The 26,232-nt window shown below is 66.5% G+C and carries 21 protein-coding genes; 4 read left to right on the forward strand and 17 right to left on the reverse strand.

What is annotated here, in order from left to right; translation table 11 throughout:
* Positions 1-1,104 (forward strand): TonB-dependent siderophore receptor (locus tag ACTHLF_RS15240; RefSeq protein WP_440328279.1); only part of this gene is annotated, 1,104 nt, incomplete at its 5' end.
* Here ACTHLF_RS15240 and ACTHLF_RS15245 read toward each other — a convergent pair.
* The 6 genes from ACTHLF_RS15245 to cyoA form a co-directional block, all read right to left on the reverse strand.
* Positions 1,092-2,015 (reverse strand): DUF535 family protein, encoded by a 924-nt coding sequence (locus tag ACTHLF_RS15245; RefSeq protein WP_440328281.1) that lies wholly within the window; start codon positions 2,013-2,015, stop codon positions 1,092-1,094. The genes ACTHLF_RS15240 and ACTHLF_RS15245 overlap by 13 nt on opposite strands.
* 43 nt (positions 2,016-2,058) lie before the next feature.
* Entirely contained in the window at positions 2,059-2,832 is a 774-nt protein-coding gene (locus ACTHLF_RS15250; protein WP_440328282.1) for an SURF1 family protein, read from the reverse strand.
* Positions 2,829-3,233: a cytochrome o ubiquinol oxidase subunit IV gene (gene cyoD, locus ACTHLF_RS15255; protein ID WP_440328284.1), complete on the reverse strand. Its 405-nt coding sequence runs from the start codon at positions 3,231-3,233 to the stop codon at positions 2,829-2,831. The genes ACTHLF_RS15250 and cyoD overlap by 4 nt, the downstream gene beginning before the upstream one ends.
* Positions 3,230-3,856 (reverse strand): cytochrome o ubiquinol oxidase subunit III, encoded by a 627-nt coding sequence (gene cyoC / locus ACTHLF_RS15260; RefSeq protein ID WP_440328307.1) that lies wholly within the window; start codon positions 3,854-3,856, stop codon positions 3,230-3,232. Before cyoC ends, cyoD begins: the two co-directional genes overlap by 4 nt.
* A 1-nt stretch (position 3,857) precedes the next feature.
* Entirely contained in the window at positions 3,858-5,831 is a 1,974-nt protein-coding gene (cyoB, locus tag ACTHLF_RS15265) for a cytochrome o ubiquinol oxidase subunit I (RefSeq protein WP_440328309.1), read from the reverse strand.
* Positions 5,832-5,896: 65 nt separating this feature from the next.
* The gene (gene cyoA / locus ACTHLF_RS15270; RefSeq protein WP_440328285.1) at positions 5,897-6,961 is read right to left on the reverse strand and encodes a ubiquinol oxidase subunit II; all 1,065 of its coding nucleotides are present in this window, start codon (positions 6,959-6,961) and stop codon (positions 5,897-5,899) included.
* A gap of 150 nt (positions 6,962-7,111) precedes the next feature.
* Between cyoA and ACTHLF_RS15275 the strand changes: the two genes are divergently transcribed.
* Complete coding sequence (locus ACTHLF_RS15275) at positions 7,112-8,464, forward strand: MFS transporter (protein ID WP_440328286.1); 1,353 nt, start codon at positions 7,112-7,114, stop codon at positions 8,462-8,464.
* A gap of 77 nt (positions 8,465-8,541) precedes the next feature.
* Here ACTHLF_RS15275 and ACTHLF_RS15280 read toward each other — a convergent pair whose 3' ends face one another.
* The 6 genes from ACTHLF_RS15280 to hmpA all read right to left on the reverse strand — a co-directional run bounded on the left by ACTHLF_RS15280 (position 8,542) and on the right by hmpA (position 13,257).
* Positions 8,542-9,525, reverse strand: coding sequence for an NAD-dependent epimerase/dehydratase family protein (locus ACTHLF_RS15280; protein WP_440328288.1), 984 nt, complete (start codon positions 9,523-9,525; stop codon positions 8,542-8,544).
* A 4-nt stretch (positions 9,526-9,529) separates the two neighbouring features.
* Positions 9,530-10,075: a DUF2058 domain-containing protein gene (locus ACTHLF_RS15285; RefSeq protein WP_440328290.1), complete on the reverse strand. Its 546-nt coding sequence runs from the start codon at positions 10,073-10,075 to the stop codon at positions 9,530-9,532.
* Positions 10,076-10,122: 47 nt separating this feature from the next.
* Positions 10,123-10,419: a hypothetical protein gene (locus ACTHLF_RS15290; RefSeq protein ID WP_440328292.1), complete on the reverse strand. Its 297-nt coding sequence runs from the start codon at positions 10,417-10,419 to the stop codon at positions 10,123-10,125.
* A gap of 173 nt (positions 10,420-10,592) precedes the next feature.
* Complete coding sequence (locus ACTHLF_RS15295; RefSeq protein WP_440328294.1) at positions 10,593-11,135, reverse strand: fimbrial protein; 543 nt, start codon at positions 11,133-11,135, stop codon at positions 10,593-10,595.
* A 224-nt stretch (positions 11,136-11,359) separates the two neighbouring features.
* On the reverse strand, positions 11,360-11,995 hold the full coding sequence (locus ACTHLF_RS15300) for a TMEM175 family protein (protein WP_440328296.1): 636 nt from the start codon (positions 11,993-11,995) through the stop codon (positions 11,360-11,362).
* Positions 11,996-12,075: 80 nt separating this feature from the next.
* Positions 12,076-13,257, reverse strand: a complete 1,182-nt coding sequence (gene hmpA / locus ACTHLF_RS15305) for an NO-inducible flavohemoprotein (protein ID WP_440328297.1) — start codon at positions 13,255-13,257, stop codon at positions 12,076-12,078.
* A 154-nt stretch (positions 13,258-13,411) separates the two neighbouring features.
* On the opposite strand from hmpA, the gene norR reads away from it, so the two are divergent.
* A complete protein-coding gene (norR, locus tag ACTHLF_RS15310) occupies positions 13,412-14,959 on the forward strand; it encodes a nitric oxide reductase transcriptional regulator NorR (RefSeq protein ID WP_440328298.1) in 1,548 nt (515 codons plus the stop codon).
* On the opposite strand, the gene ACTHLF_RS15315 is transcribed toward norR, so the two are convergent.
* Positions 14,956-16,350, reverse strand: coding sequence for a sugar porter family MFS transporter (locus ACTHLF_RS15315; protein WP_440328299.1), 1,395 nt, complete (start codon positions 16,348-16,350; stop codon positions 14,956-14,958). The genes norR and ACTHLF_RS15315 overlap by 4 nt on opposite strands.
* Before the next feature lie 306 nt (positions 16,351-16,656).
* Here ACTHLF_RS15315 and ACTHLF_RS15320 point away from each other — a divergent pair, with 306 nt between their 5' ends.
* Positions 16,657-17,418, forward strand: a complete 762-nt coding sequence (locus ACTHLF_RS15320; RefSeq protein WP_440328300.1) for a GAF domain-containing protein — start codon at positions 16,657-16,659, stop codon at positions 17,416-17,418.
* Here the strand turns inward: ACTHLF_RS15320 and ACTHLF_RS15325 are convergent.
* From ACTHLF_RS15325 to ACTHLF_RS15340, 4 genes are all read right to left on the reverse strand, one after another.
* Positions 17,415-17,840: a VOC family protein gene (locus tag ACTHLF_RS15325; RefSeq protein ID WP_440328302.1), complete on the reverse strand. Its 426-nt coding sequence runs from the start codon at positions 17,838-17,840 to the stop codon at positions 17,415-17,417. The two genes, ACTHLF_RS15320 and ACTHLF_RS15325, sit on opposite strands and share 4 nt — an antisense overlap.
* Positions 17,841-17,894: 54 nt before the next feature.
* Positions 17,895-19,217, reverse strand: a complete 1,323-nt coding sequence (locus ACTHLF_RS15330) for a methyl-accepting chemotaxis protein (RefSeq protein WP_440328303.1) — start codon at positions 19,215-19,217, stop codon at positions 17,895-17,897.
* A gap of 117 nt (positions 19,218-19,334) precedes the next feature.
* Positions 19,335-21,704, reverse strand: a complete 2,370-nt coding sequence (gene pbpC / locus ACTHLF_RS15335) for a penicillin-binding protein 1C (RefSeq protein WP_440328304.1) — start codon at positions 21,702-21,704, stop codon at positions 19,335-19,337.
* A 1-nt stretch (position 21,705) separates the two neighbouring features.
* Positions 21,706-26,208, reverse strand: coding sequence for an alpha-2-macroglobulin family protein (locus ACTHLF_RS15340; protein ID WP_440328306.1), 4,503 nt, complete (start codon positions 26,206-26,208; stop codon positions 21,706-21,708).
* Between the last annotated feature and the right edge of the window lie 24 nt (positions 26,209-26,232).

Raw genomic sequence — 26,232 nt, forward strand, 5'->3', positions numbered from 1 at the left:
CAGAACGACCTGCGCACGACCTTCAGCCACGGCGAAACGACGCATACCGTCCTGCTCGGCTTCGACGTCGCGCGCACGCATGCCGGCGACAGCGGCGGCGGCAGTACGGTCGAGACGCTGGAGTCGGCGGACATCGACCGCAATGCGCAAATCGTGACTACGCCGATCGCGTTCAACCTGGAAACGGGCGCGCGCATGTCGGGTAAGTTCGGCTCGCTGGTAGCGCCCGTGACTACGGTGCAGAACCTCGGCGGTTCCTGGCAGACCAACGCCGGGCTTTATCTGCAGGACCAGATCGCGCTCGGCGAGCGTTGGAACATCCTCGCCGCCGTGCGTCGGACCACCTACCAGCTCGACACGCATTGGGAAGATGGCCTGCCGCGGCGCCAGCGCAAATCGCGCTGGGTGCCGAAGCTTGGCGTGGTTTACAAACTCACGCCGACCGTCGCGCTGTATGCCGACACGGCCGTGGGTTTCCAGCCGGATCCGCTGCTAGGCAAGGATGGCCAGCCGCTTCCGGCCGTGACTTCGCGGCAGGTGGAGCTCGGCGGCAAGTTCGATCTGTTCGACCAGCGGGCGCGGCTCACCGCGGCGCTTTACCGGATCCATGTCGACCACAGCGTCGACCTGGTCTCGCCCGAGCCGCCCTACTTCGCGACGCCCGGCCCCGGCCAGACCAACCGCGGCCTCGAGCTCGAGTTCAGCGGTAACATCGCGCGCGGCTTCGACGTGCTCGCCAGCCTGACGGAAGCGCGCATCCACAACCAGGATGACACCCGCCCCATCGGTACCCCGAAGCACCAGGCCGCGCTATGGGCGAGCTATCGCTTCGGCCAGGGGCCCGTGCAGCCGTGGGGCGTGGCGGCGGGTGTCCTCGCCCGTAGCCGCAGCCTGGGCCGCACGAGTGGCGAAGGCAGGTACTTCGGCATTCCCGGTCAGGCGAGCGTGGAGACCAACGTCTCGCGGTATGGCGAACACTGGAGGGTCACCCTCGGGGTGAAGAACCTCTTCGCCCGCACGCTGTACGCCGTGAACTTCGATGACACGTTCGTGCCGATCCGCCAGGGCCGTACCGTGCTGCTCACGGGCTCCTACGATTTCTGAAACGCCTTGAGCACGACCTCGCACGCCTCGCGACGGAACGCGTCGCGCGCGGGCCGGCCCGTGGGCAAACCCTGCACCGGGACGTCATAGCAACCGTGATTGCCCGCGACGCCGCCGTGGCGACGCCAGAAGCGGTCGTACGCCGCCGGGGTCACCCCTTCGCGCCGGTCCAGCGGATGGCTCGCCGCCGATACGCCGCGGATACGCGAGAACCCGTGGTGGGCCGCGATCGTGCGCACCAGCGCCAGAAGGAGCTCACGTGGATGCAGGCCACCCGTGGCGCGGGTGAAACGCGCGATCGCCGCGCGACCGAGGTAGGCCCACGAGCCACGCATCGACCCGACCAGCACGCCCTCGATCCCGGCAAAGGTCATAGCGCACGATGAGATCACTTCCTTGTCGCCGTTCAACAGGAACAGGCCGAGCTCGCCGCATGGGGCGTGCTCGGGTGCGCGGGCGTGCACATAGGCCACCTCGCCACCACCGAGCGGCAGGGTCGCGAGCCGTACGTCCTGGCCCTTGAGCAGGCGCAGGCGCAGGCGCTCGGGGAAGGCACGCGCGATGAAGCGATAGTGGGCCTCGATCAGGCGAGCGCGGTCAGCCAGGTCGAAGCGACGCGAGATGTAATGCGGCTGCGAGCGCTCGTAGAGCGCCGGATTCAGCTCCGCGGCGGCGCGCATCTCGCGCGAGGACCCGACCAGGCGCAACCAGGCAGCCTGGCGCGGCAGCGCACGCAAGGTCCGCCACAGGCGGCTGGCGCGGTTACCGGTGGGCGGAAAGCGATGACGTTGCGCCGCGCGGCGGCGCAGGTGCTCCAGCATAAGGCGCAGGCCGCCCGGGTGGGTCGCGGGTGGCGACCAGCCGAGGGGCAGGTCGTGAAGCGTGCGGCTGGGGGCGATACGAGGCTGCATCACCCCTAGACGTGCGGGGGACCCAAAATTGAAACGTACCCGCTTAGCGGCGCTTGCGCTGATCGCGCCAGGCCACCCACGCACCGACCAGGGTCAGCAGCGCAAGCGCGTACCAGGTCAGCGCGTACTGCAGGTGGTTGTCCGGGAAGGCGATGACCGTCAGGCCCCCGACCGGCGCATCGCTGCCATCCGTGCGGCCCGGCGCCGACGCGGCATCGGCGTCGATGAAATAGGGCGCCGCGTCCGCCAGCCCGGCCGACGCCAGGATCGCCGGGACATCACGGGAGAACCAGCGGCCACTGGCCGCGTCGTTCTTCTGCAGGAACGCGCCCTTGGGCTCGCTCATGCGGAGCAGGCCCGTGACGGTCGTATGGCCCACCGGCCCGGTGGGGCACGTGGCCTTGCCACCGCACCACGCAGGCGTCACGAAACCGCGGTTCACCAGTACCACCTCGCCGTTATCCCGGCGCAAGGGCGTCATCAGCCACGAGCCCAGGCCAAGCTCCGTGCTGGCGCGGACGCGCACGCTCTTGTCCTGCAGGAACGTGCCGGCCAGCTTTACGCTGCGGTATTCATCGCCTTCCGCGGAAACCTGCGGCCACTGGCCACGGCCCGGCGCATCCACCGGCGGCGCATGCACGCGTGCGTCGATCCGCGCGATCAGCTCGTGCTTCCACGCACGGCGGTGCACCTGCCAGGTACCGAGTTCCACGAACGCGGCAAACAGCAGCACCCCGAAGAACGCGAGCAGGCCCAGAACGAAGACGCCGCGCGGAGGGCGCGGCGTCTCGTGGTCTTTTGCCGCCGGTGCGCTCAAGGCAGGTTCTTCACCTGCTGGCTCATGTCATGCGACATGCCCGGCATCATGTTGGCATTCATATGGAACATGACCCAGATCGAACCCGACAGGGTGATGACCACCAGCACCAGTGTGAAGATCAGCGCCAGCATGTTCCAGCCACCCTCCGACTTCGTGTCCATGTGCAGGAAGTAGATCATGTGCACCACGATCTGGATGGCGGCAAAGGCCAGGAGCACCACCGAGATGGTGCGGGTATCCGGGATGACCTTGCCCATCACCAGCCAGAACGGGATGGCGGTGAGCACCACCGCCAGGAAGAACCCGAGCAGGTAACCGCCGAGGGTGCTGTGGCTGACGACTTCGTCGTCGTGGTGGTCGTGATCGTGGTGATCGTGCGATTCAGCGTGCGCGCTCACGGCAGCACTCCCATCAGGTAAACGAAGGTGAAGACACCGATCCAGACCACGTCGAGGAAGTGCCAGAACATGGACAGGCACATGATGCGGCGCTTGTTCGCACCGGTCAGGCCGAAGCGGCCGACCTGCACCAGCAACGTGATCAGCCACACGATACCGAAGGTGACGTGCAGGCCGTGGGTGCCGACCAGTGTGAAGAACGACGACAGGAACGCGCTGCGCTGCGGACCCGCACCTTCATGGATCAGGTGCGCGAACTCGTACAGCTCGATGCCGAGGAACGCCAGGCCGAACAGGCCGGTGATGATGAGCCAGGCCATCATCGTGCCGCGGCGGTTCTTCTGCATCTCCAGCACGGCAAAGCCGTAGGTGATCGAAGAGAGCAGCAGCATGGTGGTGTTGAGCGCCACCAGCGGCAGCTCGAACAGGTCCGCACCCGAGGGGCCGCCAGCGTAGCTGCGGCCCAGCACGCCGTAAACGGCGAACAGGCAGGCGAAGATGAGGCAGTCACTCATCAGGTAGATCCAGAACCCGAGCAGGGTCCCGTTCTCCGGATGGTGGTCCTTCGTCATCCAGAACTCGGTCTGGGTCTCCGCGACGGCCGCGGACGGGGTAGCGTGCATATCAGACATGGGCGGCAAGCTCTTCCGTACGGGCGATCTCGGTACGCTCCACCACGTCAGCGGGGATGTAGTAGTCGCGCTTGTAGTTGAACGTGTGCGTGATCGCGCTCACCAGGATGCCGAGGAACGACAGGCCGGCGATCAGGAACATGTGCCAGATCATCGCGAAGCCGAACACGAAGGCGAACGCGGCGATGATGAAGCCGGCGGCCGTGTTCTTCGGCATGTGGATCGGCAGGTAGCCTTCCGTGCGACGGGTGTGGTTGCGCTCCTTCATATCCCACCAGGCATCCGCCTCGTGGATGATCGGGGTGAACGCGAAGTTGTATTCCGGCGGCGGCGACGAGGTCGCCCACTCCAGCGTGCGGCCATGCCACGGGTCGCCGGTGACGTCGCGCAGCTTTTCCTTGTTCTTGATGCTGACGAAGATCTGCACGAGGAACGAACCGATGCCCAGGGCGATCAGCACGGCGCCGAGCGCGGCGATCTGGAACCAGATCTGCAGCGACGGATCCTCGAAGTGGTTCATGCGGCGGGTGACGCCCATGAAGCCCAGCACGTCCAGCGGCATGAAGGCGACATCGAAGCCGACCAGCCAGAACCAGAACGAGCACTTGCCCCAGAACGGATCCAGGCGGAAGCCGAAGGCCTTCGGGAACCAGTAATTGATGCCGGCGAACAGGCCGAAGATGACGCCGCCGATGATCACATTATGGAAATGCGCGATCAGGAACAGGCTGTTGTGCAGCAGGAAGTCGGCCGGCGGCACCGCCAGCATCACGCCGGTCATGCCACCGATGACGAAGGTGACCATGAAGCCCACGGTCCACAGCATCGGCACGTCGAACTGGATGCGGCCACGGTACATCGTGAACAGCCAGTTGAAGATCTTCGCGCCCGTCGGGATCGAGATGATCATCGTGGTAATGCCGAAGAACGAGTTGACGCTCGCGCCGGAACCCATGGTGAAGAAGTGGTGCAGCCACACCAGGTACGACAGCACGGTGATCACGACCGTGGCGTACACCATGGAGGCGTAGCCGAACAGGCGCTTCTGGCTGAAGGTGGAAACCACTTCCGAGAACACGCCGAACACCGGCAGCACCAGGATGTAGACCTCGGGGTGGCCCCATATCCAGATCAGGTTCACGTACATCATGGCGTTGCCGCCAAAGTCGTTCGTGAAGAAGTTGGTGCCTGCGTAGCGGTCGAGCGCCAGCAGCACCAGCACGGCCGTCAGGACCGGGAAGGCGGCGACGATCAGCACGTTGGTGCAGAGCGAGGTCCAGGTGAAGACGGGCATCTTCATCATGGTCATGCCCGGCGCGCGCATCTTCACGATGGTCGCGATCAGGTTGATGCCCGACAGGGTCGTTCCTACACCGGCCACCTGTAGTGACCATATGTAGTAGTCGACACCGACATCGGGGCTCTGCGCCAGGCCGGAGAGCGGCGGGTAGGCCAGCCAGCCGGTGCGGGCGAACTCACCCACGAACAGCGAGGCCATCACCAGCAGCGCGCCGGATACCGTCATCCAGAAGCTGAAGTTGTTGAGGAACGGGAACGCCACGTCGCGCGCGCCGATCTGCAGCGGCACCACGTAGTTCATCAGGCCCGTCACCAGCGGCATCGCCACGAAGAAGATCATGATCACGCCGTGGGCGGTGAAGATCTGGTCGTAGTGGTGCGGCGGCAGGAAGCCGGGGTTGCCGTTGAAGGCAATGGCCTGCTGGGCACGCATCATCAGCGCGTCGGCGAAGCCACGCAGCAGCATGACGATGCCGAGCACCATGTACATGATGCCGATCTTCTTGTGATCGATGCTGGTGAACCACTCTTTCCAGAGGTAGCCCCACAGCTTGTACTTGGTGATCACCGCCAGCAGGGCGATGCCACCCACCAGCACGCCAGCGAACGTGGCGAGCAGGATGGGCTCGTGATAGGGGATCGCCTCGAGGGTGAGGCGTCCGAAGATCAGTTGGACTAGATCAGGCGTTTTCATACCGGACTCGGCAAGCGTAATTCTTGGGGGGCGGCCGCTTAGAGCGGGCGTCCGGCGGGCGTCATGGCTTCACCACCGGCACCGCGGGCAGCGCACAGGGCGCCCACGTAGCGGCGGTCGTCGTCTTTCAGGCCAAGGCGCGTGCGGGTGGCGGCATCCAGCGAGGTCACGTTGTACGTGCCCACGATGCCCTGCCCGCCTGCCTTGTCCAGCGCCATCATGTCGCCGGTGCACATGCGGTTGGCCTCGACGCAACGGTTGAGGATGCGCTGGTACAGGCCTTCCGCGACCGTGCCGTAGTAATGCACCGGCTCGCGCTCGCTGGGCTGTTCCAGCTTCAGGTAGTCGTCGCGCTCGAGCGAACCGCCGCTGGCCTTGGCCTTGGCCACCCATGCGTCGAACTCACCCTGAGGCAGGCTGTGGAAGCGGAAGCGCATGTCCGAGAAGCCGGCGCCGCTGTAGTTCGCCGAGATACCCTCGAAGTCGCCGGTCTTGTTCATCACGGCGTTGAGCTTGGTCTCCATGCCCGGCATGGCGTAGATCATGCCGGCCAGGCTGGGGACGAAGAAGGCATTCATCACGTTGGAGGCCGTGATGTGGAATTCGATCGGGCGGTCGACCGGGGCGGCCATCTCGTTGACCGTGGCGATGCCCTGCTCCGGGTAGAGGAACAGCCACTTCCAGTCCAGCGCCACGACCTCGACCACCAGCGGCTTGACGCCGGCGGCGACGGGGCGGCCCTGGCCGATCTCATCGAGCGGACGATACGGGTCCAGCTTGTGGGTGCTGGTCCAGGTGATCGCACCCAGGGCGATGATGATCATCAGGGGGGCCGACCAGACCACCAGCTCCAGCACCGTGGAGTGGTTCCAGTCCGGGTCGTAATCCTTCTCGGCCGCCTTGCTACCGGCGCGGTACTTCCATGCGAACAGCAGGATGAGGAAGATGACCGGGACGATGATGATCAACATCAGCACCACGGAGATGAAGATCAGGTCCCGCTGCTGCCGGGCGATATCGCCGGAAGGGGAGAAAAGAACGGCGTCGCAGCCTGACAAAAGCAGGGCCAGGGCGGGGATCAGCAATCCGCGCAACATCTTCATGGACATTCGCATGTGGGAGCTACCGTGGGGACCCGAAAAAATACGCCGAAATTCACGTCAGGACCATAGGACACTTTGTCCCATGGGATCCAAGCCATGTGCCCCCGCCGGGGGTATGCTGTACCCAAAGCACTAGGAAGGGAGTTGTCGATGTCGAGCATTTCACACGCCCCTCACAACGCCGCTGAGGTCGCCGAGCGCGATGTCCGGCGCCAGCACCAGGCAAGCCACGCCGCCGTGGCGCCCAACGAGATCGCCGTGGGCGTGGTGATCGGCCGGGCCTCTGAATACTTTGACTTTTTCACCTATGGCCTCGCCTCGGTGCTGGTCTTCCCGACGGTCTTCTTTCCCTTCCTGAGCCAGGTCGACGGGATCCTGCTGGCCTTCACGATCTTCTCGTTCGCCTTCATCGCCCGCCCCTTCGGTACCACGCTTTTCATGGCGATCCAGAGGAATTTCGGCAGGAGCACCAAGCTGACGGCCTCGCTGTTCCTGCTGGGCACGTCGACGGTCTGCATTGCCTTCCTCCCGGCGAACCACAGCCACGGCTACACCGTCATCTTCATCCTCGGCCTGCTCCGGTTCTTGCAGGGCATTGCGCTGGGCGGATCCTGGGATGGCCTGCCCTCCCTGCTGGCGCTCAACGCCCCGAAGAACCGCCGCGGCTGGTTCGCCATGCTCGGCCAGCTGGGCGCCCCGGTCGGCTTCCTGATCGCCGGCTCGCTGTTCCTCTTCCTCAATACCCAGCTCTCCCATGAGGATTTCATGGACTGGGGCTGGCGCTACCCGTTCTTCGTGGCCTTCGCCATCAACGTGGTCGCCCTGTTTGCCCGCCTGCGCCTGGTCGTCACCGAGGAGTACACCCAGGCCATGGAGGAGTGGGTGCTCGAGCCGATCGGCACGATCGACCTGATCCACGCCCAGGGCTACAACCTGTTCATCGGTGCGTTCGCCGCGCTGGCCAGCTATGCCCTGTTCCACCTGGTGACCGTGTTCCCGCTCAGCTGGATCGCGATCAACCAGTCGCAGAGCATCAATAACGTATTGACCGTGCAGATCATTGGCGCGCTGGTCGCGGTGCTGGCCACCGTCGCCTCGGGCGTCATCGCCGACAAGGTCGGCCGGCGCAATACGCTGGGCACCATGGCCATCCTGATCGGCCTGTTCGCGGTGGCGACCCCGTTCCTGCTCAATGGCGGCCGCTTCGCCCAGGATACGTTCCTGGTGGTGGGCTTCGCCCTGCGTGGCCTCTCGTACGGCCAGGCGGCCGGTACCGTCACGGCCAACTTCGAGAAGCGCTTCCGCTACACCGGCGCGGCCCTGACCACGGACTTCGCCTGGCTGATCGGCGCGGCGTTCGCCCCGCTGGTCGCCCTGGGCCTGTCGCAGCGGTTCGGCCTGGTGGCCGTCAGCGCCTACCTGCTCTCGGGTGTGTTCTGCACGCTGCTGGCCCTGCGCATCAACAAATCGCTGGAGGCACCGCGGCCGAAGCCGGCGGCGTAACGTGCTGAATGAAAAGGCCCCCGCACATTGCGGGGCCTTTTTTTGTGGGCCAACGGTGTGGATGGAAGCGCGAAGCCCTAGGGCGCCACGGGGTAGGGTCCGTGTTCGAACACCTCGTCGTGGTAGCCCTTGGCGCCGATGGCCAGGGCCATGGGGCTGCGGAATTCCTCGCCGCGGCGCAGGCAGTCGAGCACGAAGGCGAAATCGCGCTTTGGCCGCCAGCCCAGTTCGTCGACCGCCCGGCGGCTGTCGTAGACCCGGTCGAGGGACGGCAACAGCTTCCAGCCTTGTTCGGCGTACAGCCGGTCCACGCCAGGGAACAGCCGGCGCACTACCGATGGCGCATCGGCGCGCAGCATCGCGGCGTCCTCGCGGGTGAACGGCGGCGGGGCTGAGATCACGTAGCGGCCGAACTGCCGGCTGGGCGCCTGCTCCAGCGCCAGAAGGTGGGCCCCGACGATGTCTTCGATGTCGGCACGACGGTAGAGCAGCTCGTTCGCCTGCATGTACTGCGTGCTGTACTCCGCACGAACGCCGGCGTTGTCATCGTCTTCCGGGAAGAAGCGCGACGTTCGCAGCACCAGCACCGGCAGGCCATCCTTGCGGGCCACCAGCTCGCACATGCCTTCGGCGGCGATCTTGGTCGCGCCGTAGATGTTCTTCGGGATCGGAGCCACATCTTCGTCGATCCAGGCGGCCGGCTGGCCCGGGGCCGGCGAGAGCGCCGCACCGAACGCGCTGGTGGTGCTGGTGAAGACGAACGCCTTCACCCCATGGGCCACCGCCGCCTCGAGCAGTGCCACCGTGCCGGCCACGTTCGTATCGACGAACTGCCGCTTGCTATGCGTTGATACGTGCGGCTTGTGCAGCGTCGCGCTGTGGATCACGCCGGTGACGCCGGCCATGGCATCGCTTACGAACGCTTCGTCCGCGATCGACCCCACGAAGTCGGTATGGGCCGACGGCTTGATGTCGATCCCGCGAACGTCGCGGTCCTCCGCCCGGAGCTGGCGGACCAGCGCCTCGCCGAGGTGACCCGCGCTACCGGTGACCAGGATCATCGCGTCACCACACCAGGTCGTCGGGAACGACGAACTGCTTGTAGAAATCGTCGTCGTCATCGTCCGGCGGCAGCGGGTCGCCCTCCTTGCGGCCGTGGTCGAGCGCGATCAGGTCCGGCGCACGGGCATGGATCTTGTCGGCTGCCAGGCGCGGGATCAGTTCGAAGCCCTCGCCGTGGCGGGCGATGGCCAGCGTGCCCGCCGCGAGCTGCGCACGCTGGGCGTCGCTGACGAGGATGCTGGTGATCTTTTCGCCATCGTTGAAGCGGTACGGCACATCGCCGTCGCGCTTTACCTTCATGACTTCGACGATCTGCCGCACCTGCGCACGAATTTCCTTGGCCTTCGCCTCGGCATTGCGCTCGGCGGCCAGCGCACGGTCACGCTCGGCCCGCTCGGCCTGGAGCTGGCGGGCATCGATCTTTTCTTCGGCAGGCGCGGCGGGCGCCTTGCCCTGGCGCTGCTTGGCCTGGTCGCGGACGATCTTGGCGGCCTTGTCCTTTTTGACAAGGCCGGCCTTGAGGAGCTGTTCCTGGAGGGGGTTGCGCATGGCGGCGTACCACGATGAAGCGGGAAAGACCCCTGATCATAGCGCCGTCAGCGGTATTCGACGTCCACCCGCACGCCGCGTTCGAAGGTTCCGGCGCCGGCCGGGCCGCCGGCTTCCCTCAACCGCACGGCGAAGTCGTAACGCTCGCCCGTGCCCAGTGCGGGTAGTGCCAGCGGTTCACCTGGGCGAACGGTGGCATGTGCGGCATCGCCGATTTCGAGGGCCACATGCTCGGGCCCGCCCTTGGGCAGCGAAAACCACGCCGGATGACCGGGCATGGCATCACCGGGAACGCCGAAGGTGATGTTCGCAAACAGACCGTCGGGGTCGCTGCAGCGCTCCACGCGCAGGTGGAACGCCGCACGTAGCGCGTGGCGTTCATGACGACGCTGGCACTGCCTGGCATAGCCGTCGCGAGCGCAAGCACGCCCGTACACGCCCGAAGGGCGCGAAGCATTCGGTTCATGACAAATCCTGGGAGACGGCCGCCGGGAGAACCGGCGGCCGAAAGAGACGCTTACGCCTCGTAACGGATGGTGTAGGTCACCTTGCCGTTGGCGGAACCGGCAGCCACCGTACCGGTGCGCTCATAGCCGACGTAATGGACGATCGTGGCCTTGTTGTCGACCACCGTCTTCTTCACCCACTTCTGGTTCGAGACGATGTCCAGCGCTTCTTCGTTCTCGTTGAACATCCGGATCAGCACGCCCTGCGCGGTACCTGCGCCAGCGTCGAGCTTGACCATGCCGGTCGCCGGGTCGACCAGTGCGCCCGGCTCGAAGTTCGCGTAAACCTTCGTGCCGTCGGTGCATTCGGCGTTACCGCCAACGAAGATGCGGAAGCCGACCTTCGACGGGACGTCACCGATCTTTTCGAAAGCACCGGCATTGACGCCACCGAGGTCGACCGTGAAGTCCGGGCCACCGGTGCCGTTACCGTCGATCTCGCACGTCACCGACGTGATCGAACCGGTGAACGTAATCGTGCCGTCTGCAGCGAACGCCGCCGGGGCAGCCAGGCCTGCGATGAGCAGGGCGGAAGAAATTACCTTGAGGTTCATCCAATCAACCTTTCTTTAGAAGTCCGTAGTCAACGGCCCACCATGGGCCGTCGGCCTGGGGTGACACGGGTCACCCCGCGCGACACGCAGCCGGGCCCGTCTACGCGAGCGCTGAAGAAAGTTTGTCGGATTACCCCTACAGGGGATATGGAAGTTTCCTCAAAAATCTGACTTTTTATGCGGGATACCGGCAAGACGGGAACTTGCGTGGACGCAGAAAATTCTCAACCGGTCGAAGCAGTCGATGTTGCACGCCGACGGAAACCACCGCGCGCGAACCACGCCACGACGATCGGCATGAGGACGAGCGGCAGGTTGCTTGGTCCCGGGATCCAGAACGCAAGCGCAAAGGAAAGCGTCGACATCAGCGGCAACGCCAGCGTGCGCCGGCGCATGGCGGCGATATCGGCATCGGCGACATCCGCGCGTACATGCGGCGCACGCAGCGCCGTCCGGAACAGGCGCCATTGCAGCAGGCCTGCGATGAACAGGTTGAGCGAATAGAACATCTCGGGAATGCGCTCCGTCGGGTGCGTACTCATGAGCGCCGACGAGAACGGCATGAAGGCAACCGACATCAGCAGCGCGAGGTTGCGCCATACGATGGCCGGGTCGAAGCGCTCGAGCATGCCGAACACGCGATGATGCGCGGCCCATAGCGCACCCACGACGACGAAGCTAAGCACGAACCCCAGGAAGTGCGGCACGAGGTGCCCGAGTGCCTCCATCCATGCCGCGTCACCGCGACCTTCCGGATCCGGTACATGGATCTCGATGACGAGCAACGTGATCGCGATGGCGAACACCGCGTCCGAAAAGAACGTCAGCCGTTCGAGTTGCTGCTCCTGCCCATGCGACATGGCCGGTCCCCCACCGTAACGTGAGGGCCGATCATCGCCTTGCCGGTGGTGCCGAGGCAACCACCGGCAAGGCGCCACGGTCAGTCGAGCGAGGCCGCCGGCCCGAAGAACTCGTATTTCGCACGGGCATCGGGCACGCCCAGGTCGCGCAGGGCGTTGCGTACGCTCTTCATGAACGGCTTGGGCCCGAGGAAGTACGCATCCATGGCGTCGGCACCCGGGAGCCACGCGGCCAGCAGGTCGCGGTTGAGGAAGCCGGTAGCGTGCGGCTCGGGGTCACCGTCGCGCGGCGCCTCGTAGCAGTAATAGCGCTTGAGATGGGGGTGCTCGGCCGCCAGGGTATCGATCGCGTCACGAAACGCATGCACGCCACCATGGCGCGCGGCGTGGATGAAATGGATCGGCCGCTGGGTGGCCAGCGCCTGCTCCAGCATCGCCAGTGTCGGGGTAATGCCCACGCCGCCGCTGATCAGCACGATCTCGCGCTCGCTCTCTTCCAGGGTGAAATGCCCGGCGGGTGGGAAGAGCTCGAGGGTGTCACCGACATGCAGGCGGTCATGCAGGAAGTTCGAAACGGTGCCACCCGGATGGCGCTTCACGCTGATGCGGTACGTCTTGCCATCCGCTGCCGCGGACAGCGAGTAGTTGCGGCGCACGTCCTCGCCATCCACCAGCACGCGCAGGCCGATGTACTGGCCGGGCGAGTGCGCGTACACCGCGCCGCCGTCGACAGGCGCGAAGCGGAACGAGGTGATTTCGTCGCTCTCCGGGGTCTTTTCGATGAGCCGGAAGGCGCGACCGTCGCGCCAGCCACCCGGCGCTTCTGCCTGTGCGTCGTAGATCGACGCTTCCGCTCCCGCCAGGATGTCCGCGAGCTGGCCATACGCTGCGGCCCACGCGTCGATCACGGCATCGGTCGCGACCTCGGCACCCAGCACTTCGCGGATGGCGCGGAGCAGGCAGCGCCCGACGATCGGGTAATGCTCGCGGCGGATGCGCAACGAGACATGCTTGTTGACGATCATGTTGACCATGTCGCCGAGCGCCTCGAGCTGGTCGATGTGCTTCGCATACATGAGCACGCCGTTCGCGAGCGCCCGCGGCTGGTCGCCGGTGAGCTGGTTGGCCTGGTTGAAGTACGGGCGCACCTCGGGGTTCTCGCCGATCAGGATCCCGTAGAAGTGCGTGGTGAGCGCCTCGCCGCCGGCTTCGAGGAGCGGCACGGTCGCGCGGATGATGGCCTTGTGTTCGCTGGAGAGCATGGTGGGACCTTTGCGTGCTGTCGTTGGGGATGCCCTTTCTTATCCACGTCCCGTGCCAGCCAGCTGCGACCTTTTTTGATCAATACGTTAGTGCCGGGCAGGGTCATAATGACCTCATCACGCCCGGGTCGATCCGACCCGCGATGGAGTCAGAATGACCACCGCCGATCCCGTCCTCACCGCGCTCCTGCCGCTGGTCGACGACCTCTCGCGCGACCTGCCGGAGGCCGAACGCTTCCGCCGCCTGCTGGAGGCGTTGCGCCGCCTGGTGCCTTGCGACGCCAGCGCGCTGCTGCGCCTCGAAGGGGGCGAACTGGTCCCGCTGGCGGTCGACGGGCTTAGCCTCGATACGCTCGGCCGGCGCTTTCCCGTCGAGGACCATCCGCGCTTCGGCGCGTTGCTGGCCCGGGACGAGCCCACGCTGTTCCCCTCGGATAGCCCGCTGCCCGATCCCTATGACGGCCTGGTCACTGGCGAGCCGCATCTCGATGTCCACGACTGCATGGGTTGCCCGCTCAGCGTGGATGGCAAGCCATGGGGCCTGGTCACGCTGGATGCGCTGGAAGCCGGCCGCTTCGGCGACGCGGACCTGGAGGCCGTGCGCGCCTTCGCCAGCCTGGCCGGCGCCACCGTCGCCGCTGCGGACCGCATGCGCGGGCTGGAGCGCGCCGCCGAGCAAGAGCACTCACGTGCGGAGGGCTTCCGGCTCGCTGCGAACCAGGCGCCGGTACGCCGGCTCACGGGCCTGAGCCCCGCGTTCCAGCGACTCACCGATGACATCGCCACGGTGGCGCACAGCGATCTCACCGTGCTGATCCGCGGCGAGACGGGCACGGGCAAGGAACTCGTGGCGCAGGCGATCCACGCAGCGTCGGCACGCGCCGATCGTCCGCTCATCGCCGTGAACTGCGCCGCGCTGCCGGAGCAGTTGCTCGAAAGCGAGCTGTTCGGCCATGTGCGCGGTGCCTTCTCTGGTGCCACGGCTGATCGCCGTGGCAAGTTCGAACTCGCGGATCACGGCACCCTGTTCCTCGACGAGGTCGCGGACCTCTCGCTCGGCGCACAGGCGGCCCTGCTCCGCGTCATGCAGAGCGGACAGTTGCAGCGGGTGGGCTCGGACCGCGAGCACCGCGTGGATGTCCGGATCATCGCCGCGAGCAACCGCGATCTCGCTGACGAAGTGCGCGCCGGCCGTTGCCGTGCGGATTTCTACCACCGGCTCAGTGTGTATCCACTGGCCGTGCCCGCGTTGCGCGAGCGTGGCAATGACGTTCTGTTGCTCGCGGGCGGCTTCCTGGACGAAAACCGCGCACGGCTCGGGCTGGCAGGCATTCGCCTTTCGAACGAGGCACAGGCGCTGCTGCTCGGCTGGCCGTGGCCCGGCAATGTGCGCGAGCTTGAACACACGCTGGGGCGCGCCTGCCTGAAAGGCATGGCGCGTGCTGGAAAAGGAGCCGTGCTGGTGATCGAAGGCGACGACCTGGATCTCGCGGCACCCACGACGGCCGTGGCAGACGCAGCGGACGCGCCGAAGCGGGAAGCCGATACGCTGCCCTTGCGCGCCGCGCTGGACCTCTACGAGCGCCAGCGCATCGAGGAAGCCCTGGCGCGCGGCGGTGGCAACTGGGCCGCCGCCGCGCGCGAACTGGGCATGGACCGCGCGAACCTGCGCCGTTCGGCCGCGCGCCTGGGCCTGGCTTAGCGGCCGATGTTACGCAGCGACTTGCCGCTCATCAGGTTGCGCTCGATCTGCTCCAGCGTGACGCCCTTCGTTTCCGGCACCAGCAGGAAGGTCAACACGATGAACACGGCATTGAGTGCGGCATAGAGCCAGAACGTCTGCGCGTTACCGATGCCCGCCATCAGGCTGAGGAACGAAACGCCGACGATGAAGTTGGTGCCCCAGTTCGTAAACGTGGAAGCGGCGATGCCGAAGTCGCGCCCCTTCAGCGGCTGCACCTCCGAGCACAACGTCCAGATCAGCGGGCCGGCCGACATGGCGAAGCCGACGATGAAGAACAGCAGCATGCCGACGGTGAACAGCTGCTCGCCGCGACCATGGATACCCAGGCCCATCATGGTGCCGACGACACCGAGGCCCACCGCCATCATCGCGAAGCCGACATACAGGATCGGCTTGCGGCCGAGGCGATCGACCAGGCCGAAGGCGATCAGCGTGGCGAGCACGTTGGTCAGGCCCACCGCGGCCGTGAACCACATCTGCGCCTGCGTGTCGTAGCCCATCTCCTTGAAGATGCGCGGAGCGTAGTACATCACCACGTTCATGCCGGTGAACTGCTGCATGGCCTGGAGCAGCATGCCAAGACCCACGGAGCGGCGGAAATTGGGGTTCTCGCGGAACATGCTCCAGCCGTGCTGCTTCGTCTTCAGCTGCTCTTCGATATCCGCGATTTCCTTCTCGACAACGCGCTCGTCACCGCGCAGCTTCGCGAGCACCACCTGCGCATCCTGCTTGCGGCCGCGCAGGAGCAGCCAGCGCGGGCTATCGGGAAGGAAGAACAGACCCACCATGAACAGCGCACCGGGGATGGCGATGATCCCGAGCATCCAGCGCCAGTTGCCCGTGCTGCTGAACGCCGGATCGGAAAGGACCGCCAGCAGGATGCCGGTGGTGATCATCAGCTGGTAGGTGGAGATCATCGCGCCACGGATCCGCTCGGGAGCCACCTCGGCGAGATACAGCGGCGCCGTGAACGTGGCAACGCCGATCGCCAGGCCCAGCACCACGCGTGCGGCGACCAGGCTGGTGGCATTCCAGGCCATGGCGCAGAACAGGGAGCCCACGATGAACAGCACCGCACCCAGCATGAGCGAGCGCTTGCGGCCGAGGGTTGCCGACATCCAGCCCGCACCGAGCGCGCCGGCGGCGGCGCCGAGGGTCATGCTGCTCACCACCCATTCGATGGTGCGGTCGGTGGCACCGAAATCCTTCTGGATGAACTGCTGAGCCCCGGAAATCACGCCGATATCCAGGCCGAACATGAGGCCGGCCAGGGCGGCGAGGATACAGGTGGTGACGATGGCAGCCTTGGGATGGGCGGCTTTTAATTGTTGTTCGACGGCGACATCCATCAGGAAACCTGCAAGGTAAGGAAACGATAAGGTGATTGGATTCCGCATCGTGTATTAACCCTGTCACCTGCGCGTCGTAACGACGTGATGTCCGCGACAGGTATGTGGATTGTGCATATCCGGCAAATAGGGGCCCGCCGACGGTCACGTGGTGACCAGGCGATGGTTGAAGGCCGCCCTAGGCAATGGCCGTGCCAGACGACCACCGTAAAACGCAGCATTCGCCAAGCGCTTTGCGTCGTCCGCTGTGGTAGCGTCGATGTGTTTATTCCTTGCGTTTCCTTTCCTCCACCTCCGTACACCGCCTTGAGTTACCAGCACGCTCCTTCCCCAACCGACGATCCCACCCTGACGACGCGCGACGCCGCGCGGCTGCTCGGCATTTCCGTGAGCACGGCCCAGAAGTGGATCGAGAGCGGCGCACTGGCCTCATGGAAAACCCCTGGTGGCCACCGGCGGATGCGGAGGAGTGCGGTCATCGCGTTGCTCGAGGAACGGACGGCGCTGGCGGCGGATCCGCTGCAGGCAATGTCCCCCGAGCTGCGCCCCGAGCGATCACCCGCCTACCCGGTACCGGAAAACGAAGCCGGCCGGCTGCGCGCAGTGGGTCGTTCCGGCCTGCTCGATACGCCGCCGGAGCCTGCCTTCGATCGCATCACCTGGCTGGCCAGCCTCATTGCCGGCGCCCCGGTCTCCACGGTCACGCTGCTGACGGCGCGCCGCCAGTGGTTCAAGTCGCGCAAGGGCACGGCCCTGGAAGAGACCCCGCGCGAGTGGGCGTTGTGCAACCACGCCATCATGGGCGATGACATGCTGGTGATCGAGGACGCGCGCCAGGATGCGCGCTTCCGCGATAACCCGCTGGTCACGGGCCATGAGCACATCGTGTTCTACGCGGGCTGCCCGCTGCGCAGCCCCGATGGCCACGCGCTGGGCACGCTGTGCGTGATCGACAGCGCGCCACGCCAGCTCAATGACACGCAGAAGGAAGGCCTGCGCGCCCTGGCGGATATCGCCGAGGACGAAATCCGCCTGTACATGGCCGAGCACGGCCGGCGCTGGGCTTAACCGGCGGGCGGCGCCCACGGGTCGTAGCTGCCGAAGTACCAGAGGCGTCCTTCCAGGTCGCGGGCGGAATAGCCGGCGCCGCCGTAGTCCTTCTCTTCGTAGTCGTCGATGATCGTCGCGCCGTGCGCCTTCGCGTGCTCGTAGTGGGCCTTGAGGTCGGCCACGGTGACACACGGGCACTGCGTTTCCCGGCCACCGATCTGGTCCGGCTGGACGATATGGTCGGCGAAAGGCGTTTCGGGGATCACCGAGCCCAGCATCACCATGCCGTCGCCGAAGGTCAGCTGGGCATGGACCACGAGGGTGGGATTGGTCTCATCGGTGTACACCGCGTGCTCGCTGAACCCGAAGGCATCGCAGAGGAAGCGGATGGCGGCGTGGGCGTCGCGGTAGCGCAGGCAGGGGATGATCGTGCTGGGCATGGCGGAGGCTCCCGGTAGGGGAGCCCACCATAGCGCGTTAGCGGCCGGCTGTTGTCAGGCCAGCTCGGCGACCGCGCGGCGCACGGTATCGATGCCGCCGGCCTGGGTGTTGGTGGCCTGGGCCACGTCGGAGACGCGATCGAGCAGCGTGCTCACGGAGCCGAGGATGTTGCGCATGGCCTCGCCGGCCTCGCCGCTGCGCTCGCTGCCCTCGCGCACGCGCTCCATGGTGTTCTCGATGAGCGCGCGGATATCGCGGGCGGAATCGGCGCTGCGCTGCGAGAGCATGCGTACTTCCTGCGCGACGACCGCGAAGCCCTTGCCATGCGCGCCGGAGCGCGCGGCCTCGATCGACGCGTTGAGCGCGAGGATATTGGTCTGGAAAGCGATGGAATCGATCAGGCCCACGATCTCCGCGATATCGCGTGCGCCATCCTGGATCGCGCCCATCGTCGCGATCACCGCATCCACCATCGCACCGCCATCGGCGGCGGAACGGCTGGCTTCGTTCGCAAGGGCATTGGTCGCCCGCGCCTGCTCGGCAATGGCAGGCACCGTGTCGGCCAGCTCGGTCAGCGAAGCGTGCAGGGTGCGGGTGGCGCGCGTCTGTGCGGTGACATCGGTGGCGTACTTCACCACCTTGAACGGGCGGCCCGCCATGTCGAGGATCGGGTTGTAGCTGCCCTGGATCCACACCTCGCGGCCGCGCCGGTCCACGCGGTGGTAGAGCCCGGAATCGTATTCACCGCGGCCGAGCTTTTCCCAGAAGGCCTGGTAGTCGGCGCCTTCGCGCTCGATGCGGTCGACGAACATGCGGTGGTGCTGGCCGATCACCTCGTCGCGCATGTAGCCCATGGTGGCGAGGAAGTTGTCGTTCGCGTCGAGGATATGCCCATCGAGGGTGAAGCTGATCACCGCCTGCGCCTTGTCGATGGCGGCCAGGCGCCCCTCCATGTCCGCCGTGCGCAGGCGCTGTTCGGTGATGTCGGTCGCGAACTTCACGACGCGCATCACCCGGCCGGCACGGTCCAGCACGGGGTTGTAACTCGCCTGGATCCACACCTCGCGGCCACCGGCGCCGAGGCGGCGATACATGCCAACGTCGGGCTGCCCGGAACCGAGGCGCTTCCAGAACTCGGCGTACCCGGGCGCTTCCGCTTCCGCCGGATCGACGAACAGGCGATGGTGCCGGCCGACGATGTCGCTGAGCTTGTAGCCCATGGCATCGAGGAAGTTCTGGTTGGCGGCCAGGATCGTTCCATCCAGCGCGAACTCGATGACGGCCTGGGTCCGGTTGAGCGCATCCATCTTGCAGCGCACGCCCGACCGCCCCACGCCCATGACGGCGCGAAGTCCTGCGATGAAACTGGATGCCATGGCCTGCCCCTCCCGGTGGAATGACCCTCAGGCGCTACTTATCGTCCCGGGAAGGTCCGTTCTTAATGGGGGGTGCCGAATTTACCCACAGGTTTGTGAAATTCATTTCACGCGGGCCTACTGGACCGCGCCGATCCCGAGCTCGCGCCCGTCGGACGCCCCGCGAGCGTCCACGACGCGCACCAGGAACCGGCCGGTGCGCTCGGGCGTCCACATCAGGACCTGGCCCGCCGGCACACTGCCGACATAGGCGTTGTCGACGAACCAGTAGAGCGTCCGCACGCCGGCATCGGTCGTCGCCGTAAAGGCGACCTTGTCCGCACCGAAACGGGAAGCGCGCACCTGGTAGGTACTGCCCTTCAACGGCGATGTGATCTTCGGCGGATCGCCAGGCGGCTGCCCGCCACCCTGGCAATCCGGCAACGGCGGTGGCGTGCGCCGCGGCATGCCCGCCTGCGCGAAGACCCGCGCCAGGTCGGAGGGCCAATACTCGTAAACCTCGGTGTGTGTCGTGCCCGGATCGAACGGCGGACACGCGGGCTTGCCGGTCTCGTTTTCGACGACCAGCGGGCGGTGCACGGTACTGACCTTGATCGGCGATTTGCCCGGGATGAACCACGTGCTCCCCACCTGCGGACACCAGGTGTTCGGCAGGTCGCCGCTCGCCAGGCAGATCGCGACGCGGCGCAGGTTCGGCGGATTGCGCCGTACCGGTTCGGCCAGCCCCGGGCGCTCGGCGCGCAACGCATCGGCGATGCGGAAGAACAGCGGTGCGGCGGCATCCACGCCGACAAACGCCGGGTTGCCCGTGCTGTCAAAATTGCCGATCCACACCACGAGCACGTAGGGACCGAACGCGCCGGCGGTCCATGCATCGCGGAAGCCCCACGAGGTACCGGTCTTCCAGTAGACGGGCAGGCGCGATGGCTGCGCCGGCACGGCGTCATCCGGCCGCGGGTTCTGCCGCAGCATGTCCATCACCATGAAGCTGGCTTCTTCGCTGAGCAGGCGCGTGCCCTTCGTCGCCGGTTGCGTCGCTTCCGTGCGCAGCGGGCGGAGTTCGCCGCGGTTGGCCAGCATGGCGTACAGGCTGGCGAGCTCCTGCATCGTGACCTCGCCGCCGCCGAGGACCAGCGCTAGCCCGTAGTGCTTTTCCGTCTGCATGCGCGAGATGCCCGCATCGCGCAGGAACTGGTAGAGGTTCGGATTGCCGAGGCGGGCCGCGACCTGCACGGCGGGAATGTTCCGGCTGCGTACGAGCGCCTGCGTCGCGGTCACCGGGCCGAGGAAGCGGCCATCGAAGTTCTCCGGTGTATATGGGCCGAAGGCGGACGGGACGTCGCGCAGCACGGTCTCCGGATGCAGGATGCCCTGGTCGAAGCCAAGTGCGTAGATGAAGGGCTTGAGCGTCGAGCCGGGCGAACGCTTGGCCTGCGTGCCGTTCACCTGGCCGAAGATCGCCGGATCGAAATAATCCGCCGAACCCACCATGGCCTTGATCCCCATGTCCCGCGTATCCACCAGTAACGCGGCGGCGTTGCGGATCCCGCGTGCGCCGGTGTGTTCCACGTACTGGCGCACCTGCCGCTCGAGGCTGTGCTGGAGGCCCAGGTCGAGGGTGGTGGTCACGCGCATGTCGTCGCCACCGGTGAGGCGGCGCTCCGCGAGCACCTGTTCCACGAAGTGCGGCGCTTCGAAGGGCAGGCGCGACAGCGGTCTTAAGCGCAACGGAAGGTCGAACAGCGGCCGCGCCGAAGCATCGCCAGGATGCTTCGCGATCCAGCGCGCGAACAGGCGGTCACGCGATGCGCGCAGGGCCTTGTCGATCACGCCGGTGCCATTGACGCTGCCGGGCAGGCCACGGGCCGGCTCCTGCGGGATCACCGCGAGGGTCAGTGCTTCCGGCAAGGTCAGCCGGGCGGGTGGCTTGCTGAAATAGGCAAGGCTTGCCGCGCCCACGCCCTCCACGTTCCGCCCATAAGGAGCGGCGTTGAGGTACGCCTCGAGGATGTCGTGCTTCGAGTACTGAAGCTCGAGCTGCACGGCACGCAAGGCCTGCACGAGCTTGCCGCCGGGGCTGCGCGTATCCAGGTGCCAGAGCAACCGGGCCAGCTGCATCGTCACGGTGGAACCGCCCTGGGGATTGCCATGCCGGACGTAGGTCACCCACGCGCCGCGCAACAGGCCCCACGCCGATACACCGGGATGCCAGCGAAACCAGCGGTCCTCATGCAGCAACACGCCATCGACGAGTGCTGGCGAAATATCTTCGAGCGGGACCCACAAACGGTAGCGATCGTCGCTCGCCAGGGTCAGGCGCAGCAGCTGGCCACGGTCGTCGTACACCGCCGTCGAGGAAGGCAACCACGCCCGTAGCGGATCATGCGGCCACCACCGGCAGCCGGCGAGCACGGCCGCGCCGAGCAACAACGCCACCAGGACGTTGTGCCAGCGCGGCCAGCGGAGACGAGACAACCACCGCTTCACGTCACGGTTTCGAGGACACCGTCAGCTTGCCGCCACCCGGTGCCGTCGCCTGCGTGCCGCGGTCGTACAGCGATTCCACCTGGGCCGGGGGAATCACGAACGTGCCTGCGTTCGTCGCCTTGATGCGGTAGATGAACTCCTGCACATCCTTCGACGCGTAGCCGTACACCACGACGCGATCCTCGCGCACGTCGGCGTACTCCGGCCGCCAGGTCGATTCCGGGTTGCCGATCGGTGAATGCCACGCCGGGGCGTCACTGTCCTCCGCTGCGTCGCCCTCGCCCTCACCCTCACCCTCGCCGTTGTCGGCTTCCGAGGTCGCCTCGTCGGACGACGGCGCCGCCTGCGCATCCGGCGCGGCCGGCGGCTGGATATCGAGCACGGGCTCGAAGCCGCCCGGGAGGAGATCGGTGATCGCGATGTTGTCCACGCCATCGTCCCGCGTGGCGCGGATGCGCACGTGCACATCCACCTCGTCACCCACCGCGAGCTTGCTGATCTCCTTGCCCTTCGTGTCGGTGTAGCTGCGCGTGATCTCCAGGCCATCCTTGCGGACCTGCGTGGAGGGCGCGCGGTCGAAGCCTGCCTGGCTCACCCCGTACCATGCCGTGCTGTCGGCATCGTTGACGAAACGCAGGAGCTGCGCCGTACCGGGGTAGCGTGCATCCAGCACCACGCCCTTCGGTGCGCCGACAGGGGTCACCGTTCCATCCTTCGCCACCGCGCCGATCGACAGCTTGTCGACCACGGCACCGCCCTCCTTCGCCCATGCATCCAGCGCCAGGATGATCATGCCGGACGACAAGGTGTTGTAGTGGCCCTTGCCGAGCGGGCGCACGAGCGTGTCGACGATGGAGGCCGACAGGTCCTTCGCCTGGTCGGGGAAATGCTTCGCCAGCAGGTAGAGCACCGTGGCATCACGGATGGCCGGATCGTAGTAGTCCCCGTAGGCGTAGACCTCATCCGTCTTGCGCAGCAGCAGCTTGCGCGGTCCGGCAATCAGGTCGGCGGCAACGCGATCCTGGTGCAGCAGGCGGTACGAAGCCGCGAGCCATGCCGCCGCCGCGTCATCCTTCCAGGTCGTCGCGTACGCCTCCTGCAGGCGGCGCTGGACGGAGGCGAGGTCGTTGGTGGTCACCACGCCCTGGCGGGTCAGCAGGTAGATCGCATAGGCGCGCTGGCGCATCTCGGCCAGGCTGTCGCCGCTGTCGTCCGCGGCGATCTGGCGCAAGGCCTTGTTCGCGGCATCCAGCATGTCGCGCGGCACGGCGACGCCGCGGTCGCTGGCTTCGATGAGGTAGTGCACCGCGTAGTCGGTAGCGAACGCATGCGTGTCCGGTGTCGCGGTCCACAGGCCAAAACCACCCTGCCCATTCTGACGTGCGCGCAACGTATCGAACAGCGCGGCCACCGGATCGGCAGGCGGCGCCGCATCATCTTCCATCCGTGCGGGCTTCACGTCACCGAACTCAGGGCGCTTGCCCAGGATCAGCGCGGGCATCGCTGCACTGATCACCTGCTCCGTGCAGTAGTGCGGGAAGTCGACAAGATAAGCGGCGAGGCCACGCGCCAGCACGACGGGCACGGTGGAGAACGCCGCATCGCGCCGGGCGTAGGCATCGAACATGTCGCGCAGGTCCGCCACATCGGCACGGGTGTGCGCATCGACATGGCCGAACGCAAGGTCGGTTCGCATCGCCGACGCGGGCCGCACCGACAGGTCCACGCCCTGGCGTGCCGACTTGCCGTTGGCACTGGCCGTGAACCCGAGGTGGCCCGAGCCCAGCTTGTCGGTGGCACGCACGCGGAAGATCGCCGCGCCCTCGCGCATCTCGCCGAGCGACAGGGTCTGCGTCGCATCGCCGACGACCTGCAGCTGCGGGCCGACCTTCAGCGTGACGGCGACCGGCACGGTCTTGCCGCCCAGCCCGGTGAGGTTGTTGGCGACGCCCACGCTCACTTCGGCTTCGTCGCCCGGCGCCAGCGTGGTCGGGACGTTGGGTGAAAGCACGAAGTCACCACGCACCGTCGTGGCGCCTTCGAAGGTGCCGATGCGCTCGGGCGATACGGCGACCGCCATGACGCGGAGCTTGCCATTGAAGTAATCCGGCACCTTCCAGCTGAGGTCGCGCGAGCCGTCCACGTCCACGATGCCGGACCAGAACGCCACCGGCTTGTCCTGCTTGCGACGGAACGGATTGAGCTGGCGGCCGATCGCGCCCTCCGCGTCACCGCCCGGTGCGGCCAGGGTGGTGAGCTTGGTGAAGTCGGGAATGATCAGGTCGAGGATCTGCGTCGTGCTGACTTCCAGCATGCGCTTGCGGAAGAAGTACTGCAGCGGATCGCCCAGCTTGTAGCGGGCGACCTGCAGGATGCCTTCGTCCACGGCGAACACGACGGCCCGCGTCGGCGTCGCCGAGGTGACATGGAAGGTGAGCGTGTCGCCCGGCTTCACCAGGTCGGGGGTCTCCACGCGCAGGCCCTGCTTGCGCGCGTCCATGTTCACCGAGAACGGCACCACGCCGAACGACAGCGGGCTCATGAAGATCTCGTCCGACGACGGATCACGGACATACTGGACGTTGATGTAGCCGTTGCCTTCGAAGCCCTCGGGCACCGTGATGTGCTGCACCGAGCTTGTCGTATCTGCGTGGAACCACGCATGCGCATACACCTTGTCACGCTCGATCGTGATGAGGCCGCTGCCGGCATACGGGGCGCGGATGGCGATATCGACCGCTTCGCCCGGGGCGTAGTCCTTCTTCGACAGGGCGAGCTGCAGCTCGGCGTTGCGCTCGAGGGAGCGTGACACGTTGCCCTCGCCTGCCACCGACCACGCCACGCGGTTCACTTCCTTGCCGTCGGCGTTCTTCACCACGAGGGCGAAGTTGCCGGGCTTGGTCGTCGGCAACGCGACATCCAGGCCCGCGGCCGGGATGGTCAGCGCGGTTTCCGAAAGCGTCGTCTCGCGCGCCTTGGATTCGTACTTGTAGACGCCCGAATCCTGCTTGGTGAGCACGGAGACGTAGCGGGTCTCGACGATGGCCTGCTTCAGCCCGACCAGCTCCATCCGCTTCGCTTCGGGATTGATCGCGACCAGGTTCACCTTGCGCTCGGCATCGCGCGCAACGCAGTCCAGGTTGTCCGGCGCGCGATAACCCACGAGCCAGTCGTTCGACGACACCATGCCCTGGGTGGCGGCGGCCACGCTGCGGCCACCTTCGGCCTCGTAGGCCTTGGCCAGGAAGTACAGCTGGTAGGTGGCATCCGCGTAGCGCGACAGGTCGAGCGGGAATTCCGCATGGCCCTTGTCATCGGTTTTCTGGTCGGCCAGCTTTTCCTCGAATCCGTCCTTGGCACGGCGGATGTCGTAGAAGTGGTAGTCCTTGAAGCTGGGGAACGACGGGAACGCGGGGCGCAGCGTCAGCGAGCCTTCGACGCGGCGGTCGGCCGCGGGCGTGCCGAACAGGTTCTGCACATCGACCAGCGCTTTCAGCTGGGCCGGTTTCACCCAACCCTCGGGCGTCGCGGCCGACAGCTTCGCCGCGACCTTCAGTCGGTCGGGCTGGAACTCCTTCACCTGCACGGTCGTGTCGCCGATCTGCGAGTACGGCTTGCCGTCCTTCGCGATGTACAGGTTCACGGTCCAGTTGCCGGTGGGCGAGGTTTCCGCCGTGGTGTAGTCGAGCTCGGCGAAGCCGGCCTGGTCCATCGTGACCGGCTGCTGGCGTACCGTGGTGCCCCGCGGGTCCACGATCTGCGCGACCAGCGGGATGCCGGCGACGCTGCGGGTCCAGGTGCTCGCACGCACGATCAGGCCGATGTGGAACTGATCGCCGGGGCGGTAGATGCCGCGGTCCGAGAACAGGTAGCCCGAAAGCTGCCCCGCGCTCATTGGGCTCATGTCGCCGCCGATGTCGAAGCGCGAGAAATCCAGCTGGCGATCGCGCGCGCTGATCGGCAGGAACGACAGGTCCTCGCCCAGGCGCACGACCACCATGGCCGGCTCCTTCTCCTGGGTGAAGCCCTCGAGGCCGGCGAAATGCGCATGGCCATCGGCACCCACCGCCTGGGTGAGCAGCGTGTTGCCATTCTTCGCGATGATCGACACCGATGCGCCCGACGCGGGCTGTCCGCTGCGGATCGACTGGACGTAGATGTCGCGGCTGCCGTCCGCGGCGCGCTTGGCGATCACGCCGAGGTCGGTGATCACCACGAGGCGCTGGTCGCTCGGCCATTCGTAGTTCCGGTAACCACCGTCGCGGTCGTAGCGTGCCGCCGCCTGGGCCGCCGCTGCCTCCGGATCGCCGCCCGCCTCGCGCCCGGCCGCTTCGCGTGCCTGGTCCATGGCCTTCTCGCGCTGCTCCTTCTCCCGCGCGGCATCGTAACCCTGCAGCTTCAGAAGGAACACGCCGCGCTTGCCGGCGGCCAGGTACTGGCCGACGTCGAAGCCCTCGTAGTGCGCCTTGCCGGGACCTTCGTCTTCGATCGGGATCTTCTTCACGAAGCGCTCGGTGATGTTCTCCTC

The sequence above is a fragment of the Luteibacter sp. genome, assembly GCF_051958795.1.
Taxonomy (GTDB): domain Bacteria; phylum Pseudomonadota; class Gammaproteobacteria; order Xanthomonadales; family Rhodanobacteraceae; genus Luteibacter.

Excerpts from the sequence above, each read along its gene's own strand:
- ACTHLF_RS15245 (WP_440328281.1), bottom strand. The coding sequence starts at position 2,015 with ATGCAGCCTCGTATCGCCCCCAGCCGCACGCTTCACGACCTGCCCCTC.
- cyoC (WP_440328307.1), bottom strand. The coding sequence starts at position 3,856 with ATGCACGCTACCCCGTCCGCGGCCGTCGCGGAGACCCAGACCGAGTTC.
- cyoA (WP_440328285.1), bottom strand. The coding sequence starts at position 6,961 with ATGAAGATGTTGCGCGGATTGCTGATCCCCGCCCTGGCCCTGCTTTTG.
- ACTHLF_RS15275 (WP_440328286.1), top strand. The coding sequence starts at position 7,112 with ATGTCGAGCATTTCACACGCCCCTCACAACGCCGCTGAGGTCGCCGAG.
- ACTHLF_RS15280 (WP_440328288.1), bottom strand. The coding sequence starts at position 9,525 with ATGATCCTGGTCACCGGTAGCGCGGGTCACCTCGGCGAGGCGCTGGTC.
- ACTHLF_RS15285 (WP_440328290.1), bottom strand. The coding sequence starts at position 10,075 with ATGCGCAACCCCCTCCAGGAACAGCTCCTCAAGGCCGGCCTTGTCAAA.
- ACTHLF_RS15295 (WP_440328294.1), bottom strand. The coding sequence starts at position 11,135 with ATGAACCTCAAGGTAATTTCTTCCGCCCTGCTCATCGCAGGCCTGGCT.
- ACTHLF_RS15300 (WP_440328296.1), bottom strand. The coding sequence starts at position 11,995 with ATGTCGCATGGGCAGGAGCAGCAACTCGAACGGCTGACGTTCTTTTCG.
- hmpA (WP_440328297.1), bottom strand. The coding sequence starts at position 13,257 with ATGCTCTCCAGCGAACACAAGGCCATCATCCGCGCGACCGTGCCGCTC.
- norR (WP_440328298.1), top strand. The coding sequence starts at position 13,412 with ATGACCACCGCCGATCCCGTCCTCACCGCGCTCCTGCCGCTGGTCGAC.
- ACTHLF_RS15315 (WP_440328299.1), bottom strand. The coding sequence starts at position 16,350 with ATGGATGTCGCCGTCGAACAACAATTAAAAGCCGCCCATCCCAAGGCT.
- ACTHLF_RS15325 (WP_440328302.1), bottom strand. The coding sequence starts at position 17,840 with ATGCCCAGCACGATCATCCCCTGCCTGCGCTACCGCGACGCCCACGCC.
- ACTHLF_RS15330 (WP_440328303.1), bottom strand. The coding sequence starts at position 19,217 with ATGGCATCCAGTTTCATCGCAGGACTTCGCGCCGTCATGGGCGTGGGG.